Raw genomic sequence first — 4760 nt, forward strand, 5'->3', positions numbered from 1 at the left:
CCTGAAGGTGCGGACGTCCCTGAACCGGCTGATCGCCGGGCTCGTGTTTGCGGTGTCCGCCGTGCTCGGCACGGCGGCCGCCGAGGCCCATCCGCATGTCTGGATCGTCGCCAAAAGCGAGCTGATCTACGCGCCCGACGGCACCATCACCGGGGTCCGCCACGCCTGGACCTTCGACGACATGTTCTCGACCTATGCGCTGCAGGGCCTCGAGACCAAGGTGAAGGGCGCCTACAGCCGCGAGGAGCTGGCGCCGCTGGCCCAGACCAATGTCGAGTCGCTGAAGGAATACGCCTACTTCACCTTCGCCAAGGGCGACGGCAAGAAGCAGAAGTTCACCGAGCCGGTCGACTACTTCCTCGAATACAAGGATTCGGCGCTGACGCTGCACTTCACTTTGCCGGTGAAGACGCCGTTCAAGGCGAAGCAGCTCTCGCTCGAGGTGTTCGACCCGACCTATTTCATCGACTTCCAGTTCGCCCAGAAGGAGCCGGTCAAGCTGGTCGGCGCCGCCGTAGATTGCAAGATGCAGTTCGAGCGGCCGAACAGTGACGGCACCGCCGCCGCGCAGAAGCTCGGCGAGCAGAATTTTCTCGACGGCGGCAACGGCAATTTCGGCATGATGTTCGCCAACAAGATCATGGTGGATTGCCCATGACGCTGATCGTCTCGCGCCTGATACGCGGCCTCGCCGTGTCCGCCGCGGTGCTCGCGGGATTCGCGGTTCTCGACGGCGCGGTCCATGCGCTGCTGGCGCAAAATCCGTTCGGCGCGCCGCGCGCAGCCGAACCGCAGGGTGGGCTGGTCGGCTGGCTATTGGCAAAGCAGTCGGAGTTCTACCGCGAGATGTCGCAGACCATCCGCGCGGCGAAATCGGACGGATCGGCGGTCTGGACGCTGCTTGCAATCTCCTTTGCCTACGGGATCTTCCATGCCGCGGGGCCCGGCCACGGCAAGGCGGTGATCTCGTCCTACATGGTCGCCAATCGCGAGACCGCGCGGCGCGGCATCGTGCTGTCGTTCGCCTCGGCGCTGATGCAGTCGCTGGTCGCCGTTCTGATCGTTGGTATCTGCGCCTGGCTGCTCAATGCGACGGCCAAGACCATGTGCGGCGCGGAGAAGGCGATCGAGATCGCAAGCTACGCGCTGATCGCAGCGTTCGGCGCCCGGCTGGTGTGGGTCAAGGGCGGCGGCTTTGTCCGCGCGCTTCAGGTGCCGCGCGCGGCTCTGGCGATGGCCGGCGCGCGGCAGGACGATCACGGCCACCATGATCACGATCACCACGGCCATGGCCATGATCACCATCATCATCACGCGCATGACGATCACGATCATCATCATGACCACGGCCACGATCACGGGCACGACGCGAGCCACGTCCATGACGAGCATTGCGGCCATTCGCACGGGCCGACGCCGGCCGAGCTTGCCGGTCCCGGCGGCTGGCGGCGCGGCCTCGGCGCGATCCTCACGGTCGGGATCCGGCCGTGCTCGGGTGCGATCCTGGTCTTGGTGTTCGCGCTGGCACAGGGCCTGTTCTGGGCCGGCATCGCCGCAACCTTCGTGATGGGGCTCGGCACCGCGATCACGGTGGCGGCGATCGCGCTGGTCGCGGTGTCGGCGCGCGGCGTGGCCGAGCGGTTGAGCGCGGCGCGCGACGGCGGCGGCATGGTGATCATGCGCGGCCTGGAATTCGCCGCAGCGGGTCTCGTGCTGCTGTTCGGGCTCGGGCTGCTGCTCGGCTATGTCGCGGCCGAACGGGCGACGTGTCTTTGAGGTTACCTCGCCCCGCTTGCGGGGAGAGGTCTCCTGAGTGAGGGAAGCATCGCTCCGAGGGTTCCCTCTCCCCTTGCGGGAGAGGGTTAGGGAGAGGGGTGCCGCTTGCTCAGCTGCTTGTTAGGTGCGGGCGCTTACCAAGCGGCGAGCGAGCTCTTGGCTGATGGGGCTTTGCTCGCCCTCGTACATCTCTCCCGGGTCCACCCCTCTCCCCACCCTCTCCCGCAAGGGGAGAGGGAGCCTGACCGGCGTACTCACCTCACGTAACAACGGGGGCAGGGAGAGAGGCAACTCACCTCGTCAGATATCCCCTGATCGCCGGCAGCAGGAAGATCGCGACGTTGATCGCGAATCCGATGCTCCAGAGGATCGAGCGCAAGGTCGGGCGGTTGCCGATATAGGTGAAGACGTAGGCGATCCGCACGATCAGGAACAGCACGGCGAGCTCGTCGATCAGCCGCAGCGGGCCGACGCGGAATTCGGCGAGCAGCACGGCGAAGGCGAAGAACGGCAAGGCCTCGAGGCCGTTCTGGTGGGCGCCGAGCGCGCGCGAGCGGATCGGATCGTCATAGAAGTCGGGATCGCGCGGCTTCGCATTGTCGAACCCGCGGAAGCCGGTCCATTTCACCGATACGATCGTCAGCAGCGACAGCATCAGCGTCCCGAAGACGCACCATTCGGCGATCGTCATGGTTTCCCCTCATTCACGGAGCGGAACGTAGCCAACCCGCACTCGGCTTGACAAGGTTGGAGCAACGCGCGAAGCCCAAAGCCCCCAAGCCAAGGACTTCAGGCGCAAGGCCATCATGAGCACCGTGATCCCGTTCGAGAGCGCAAAGCCCGCCGCGGCGCCGAAGCCGGAGCGTGTCGGCGTGCTCTTGGTCAATCTCGGCACGCCGGATACCGCGGATGCCGCGGGCGTGCGGGTCTACCTCAAGGAATTCTTATCCGATCCGCGGGTGATCGAGGATCAGGGCCTGCTCTGGAAGCTGATCCTCAACGGCATCATCCTGCGCGTCCGTCCGGCCCGCAAGGCGCGCGACTATCTGAAGATCTGGAACACCGAGAAGAACGAGTCGCCGCTGAAGACCATCACGCGCTCGCAGGCCGACAAGCTGGCGGAGGCCATTGCCGATCACGATCACGTCGTGGTCGACTGGGCGATGCGCTACGGCAATCCCTCGATGAAAGAGCGCATCGAGGCACTGGCGGCGCAGGGCTGCGGCCGGCTGCTGGTGGTGCCGCTCTATCCGCAATATTCCGCGGCGACGTCGGCGACCGTCTGTGACGAGGCGTTTCGTGTGCTGGCCGCCATGCGCGCGCAGCCGATCCTGCGGGTGACGCCGCCCTACTACGACGACCCCGATTACATCGAGGCGCTCGCAGTTTCGATCAACGAGCATCTTGCTACTCTGTCGTTCCAGCCCGAGGTTATCCTCGCCTCGTTCCACGGCATGCCGAAAGAGTATGTCGACAAGGGCGATCCCTATCTGGCGCAGTGCATCGCCACGACCAACGCGCTGCGCAAGCGGCTCGGGCTCGATGCCAACCGGCTGATTCTCACCTTCCAGTCGCGCTTCGGCAATGCCGAGTGGCTGCAACCTTATACCGACAAGACGGTCGAGAAGCTGGCAAAGGACGGCGTGCGGCGAATGGCCGTGGTCACGCCCGGCTTCTCCGCCGATTGCCTGGAGACGCTGGAGGAAATCGCGCAGGAGAATGCCGAGATATTCCGGCATAATGGCGGCGAGCAGTTCGCAGCCATCCCCTGCCTCAACGACAGCGACGGCGGCATGGACGTGATCCGGCAGCTCGTGCTGCGCGAGCTTCAGGGCTGGATCTAGGAGGGCTGAAGCCCTTTGTTAACGATCCGTGACATCGGGCCACAACCATTCGTTCAGCCTTCACGTATCTGGCAGCCCGCACAACCGCTTCCTATGTGCTAGGTAGAAGAACAGCCGGCTGAACCGGCGCGGCGGTCCTGCCGACCAATGCACGGCCGTGCCTGGGAGACGGTCTCGCAGGTCGCGCGGGCCTTGGAGGACTTTATGACTGGCTTCGACATTTTCGCGATCGCCTTTGTTCTTCTCGTCATCGTTACGCTGTTCGCCGGGATCAAGACCGTTCCGCAGGGCTTTGACTGGACCATAGAGCGGTTCGGCAAATACACCCGCACGCTGTCGCCCGGCCTCAATCTGATCGTGCCGTATTTCGATCGCATCGGTCGCAAGATCAACATGATGGAGCAGGTGATCAACATCCCCGAACAGGAGGTGATCACCAAGGACAACGCCACCGTGACGGTGGACGGCGTCGCCTTCTTCCAGGTGTTCGACGCGGCGAAGGCGAGCTACGAGGTCGCCAATCTCAACCAGGCGATCGTCGTGCTGACCATGACCAACATCCGTTCGGTGATGGGCTCGATGGATCTCGACCAGGTGCTGTCGCATCGCGATGAGATCAATGAACGACTGTTGCGCGTGGTCGACGCCGCGGTCTCGCCCTGGGGCCTCAAGGTCAACCGCATCGAGATCAAGGATATCGTGCCGCCGGCCGACCTGGTCGAGGCGATGGGCCGGCAGATGAAGGCCGAGCGCGTCAAGCGGGCCGACATCCTGCAGGCGGAAGGCCAGCGGCAGTCAGAAATCCTGCGCGCCGAGGGCGCCAAGCAGGGCCAGATTCTGCAGGCCGAGGGGCGCCGCGAGGCTGCCTTCCGCGACGCCGAGGCGCGCGAGCGTCTTGCCGAGGCTGAGGCGAAGGCGACCCAGATGGTGTCGGACTCGATCGCCAAGGGCGACGTCGCGGCGCTGAACTACTTCATCGCCGACAAATACATCAAGGCGTTCGGCCAGCTCGCGGAGTCGCCGAACCAGAAGATACTGATGCTGCCGATCGAAGCCACCAGCGTGCTGGGATCGCTCGCCGGCATCGGCGAGATCGCCCGCGCCACCTTCGGCGAGAGCGCGGCATCCGCCACGGCTGCG

Annotated in this window: 5 protein-coding genes; 4 read left to right on the forward strand and 1 reads right to left on the reverse strand. The window is 64.9% G+C overall.

What is annotated here, in order from left to right; translation table 11 throughout:
* Nucleotides 1-19: 19 nt before the first annotated feature.
* Nucleotides 20-658 (forward strand): DUF1007 family protein, encoded by a 639-nt coding sequence (locus tag H8A92_RS39505; protein WP_229200668.1) that lies wholly within the window; start codon nucleotides 20-22, stop codon nucleotides 656-658.
* Nucleotides 655-1776, forward strand: coding sequence for a nickel/cobalt transporter (locus H8A92_RS39510; protein ID WP_229200664.1), 1122 nt, complete (start codon nucleotides 655-657; stop codon nucleotides 1774-1776). Before H8A92_RS39505 ends, H8A92_RS39510 begins: the two co-directional genes overlap by 4 nt.
* Nucleotides 1777-2068: 292 nt before the next feature.
* Here the strand turns inward: H8A92_RS39510 and H8A92_RS39515 are convergent, their stop codons facing one another.
* The gene (locus H8A92_RS39515) at nucleotides 2069-2467 is read right to left on the reverse strand and encodes an MAPEG family protein (protein ID WP_229200665.1); all 399 of its coding nucleotides are present in this window, start codon (nucleotides 2465-2467) and stop codon (nucleotides 2069-2071) included.
* Between the two features lie 115 nt (nucleotides 2468-2582).
* On the opposite strand from H8A92_RS39515, the gene hemH reads away from it, so the two are divergent.
* Nucleotides 2583-3620 (forward strand): ferrochelatase, encoded by a 1038-nt coding sequence (gene hemH, locus H8A92_RS39520; protein WP_229200666.1) that lies wholly within the window; start codon nucleotides 2583-2585, stop codon nucleotides 3618-3620.
* A 204-nt stretch (nucleotides 3621-3824) separates the two neighbouring features.
* The coding region (locus H8A92_RS39525) for an SPFH domain-containing protein (protein ID WP_229200667.1) at nucleotides 3825-4760 on the forward strand (936 nt) is incomplete at its 3' end.

The organism is Bradyrhizobium acaciae (assembly GCF_020889785.1).
Classification (GTDB): Bacteria; Pseudomonadota; Alphaproteobacteria; order Rhizobiales; family Xanthobacteraceae; genus Bradyrhizobium; species Bradyrhizobium acaciae.